At 63.7% G+C, this 1,259-nt stretch carries 1 protein-coding gene; it reads right to left on the bottom strand.

The genetic code is table 11. From position 1 onward, the window contains the following. Positions 1 to 1,149, bottom strand: a 1,149-nt coding sequence (locus ACW4E8_RS40975) for an ISNCY family transposase (protein WP_456809694.1), incomplete at its 3' end; no start/stop codon positions are given. Positions 1,150 to 1,259: the final 110 nt, after the last annotated feature.

The following is a 1,259-nucleotide window of genomic DNA, read 5'->3' as shown; positions in this document are numbered from 1 at the left end:
CCGGTCATAGGTGGTGTAGGGCAGGGCGGCGCCATTCGCCCGCGGCTCGATCCTGCCATCCGGGTAGTGATAGACATCGATGTAGCGGCCGGCTAGTTTGCGATGCTCCGGGGTGTCGGCCAGCAGGTAGAGCATCTTGTCGTACTGGATCGTCAGGCTCTTGGACACGCAGCGCGGCTCCCGCCACGTGAAGATCAGATCCAGGTTCTCATCCGGTCGCAGCTGCCGATGGGCGTTGTGGTTATTGCGCGGCGCCTTGGCAAAGCGCGCGTTGTAGTCGGCGATGAACTCCGCCATGAAGGCATTGGCCGCCTCCATCGTACTGATGCCACGCAGGCGTAGCTCCTTGACCAGCCGGTCCTGCAGGGTCAAGTGAGTCCGTTCAACGCGGCCCTTGGCCTGGCTGCTGTTGGCGCAGATGCCTTCGATGTTCAGCTCGAACAGGGCTCGGGCAAACTGGGTGTGGCCGTCGCCGCCGGTGGCATTGGGCCGGTTGACCCGGAACACGCTGGCCTTGTCGCTGTAGAACGCCACTGGCTTGCCATGGCGCTCCAGGTAGGCGCGCGTCGCGGCGAAGTATGTGAACGTGGCCTCCGAATGGGTAAAGCGAAGCTCCATGATTCGGCTAGTGGCGTCGTCGACGTAGACCAGCAGCGTGCAGGCCGACGCCCGCTCCTCGAACCAGGCATGGTCGCTGCCGTCGATCTGTACCAGCTCGCCCAGGCACGCCCGGCGGTTCCTGGGCTGGTACACCTTGGGCGGGCGCTGCTTGCGCGGCACCCACAGGCCGGCAGTCGTCATCAGTCGTCGAATCGATTCCTTGGACAACGTCAGCCCATGGCGCTCGTGCAGCTTCTCGCAGGCCAGCGTCGGCCCGAAGTCGGCGTAGTGTTCACGGATCAGGCCAAGGGCTACGGATTCGCGGTCCGCCGGCATCCGATTGTTGCTTGGCCGGCCGCGCCGTCGCGACACTAGCCCGGACGGGCCTTCCTGCCTATAGCGTTCCAGCAGCCGCCGGAACTGCCGGTCCGTGATCTCCAACCGTTCGGCAGCCACGCCGGGCCGCAACTGACCATCCACGACCGCCTGGACGGTCTTGAGCCTATCTAACTCACGCATGCTTACTGTAATGACCTCGGATCCAGCCATCGCCGGGCGTCCTCCATTGCATTCAACCGGGCAGGCTGAATACCACAAAGGGCGCCTCAGGCGGACATTTCAACTTTGCTGAAACCGGACATTACAACTTTGCCGCTACA

The sequence above is a fragment of the Cupriavidus sp. CP313 genome (assembly GCF_054072015.1).
This window is presented reverse-complemented; position numbering and strand designations above follow the sequence as displayed.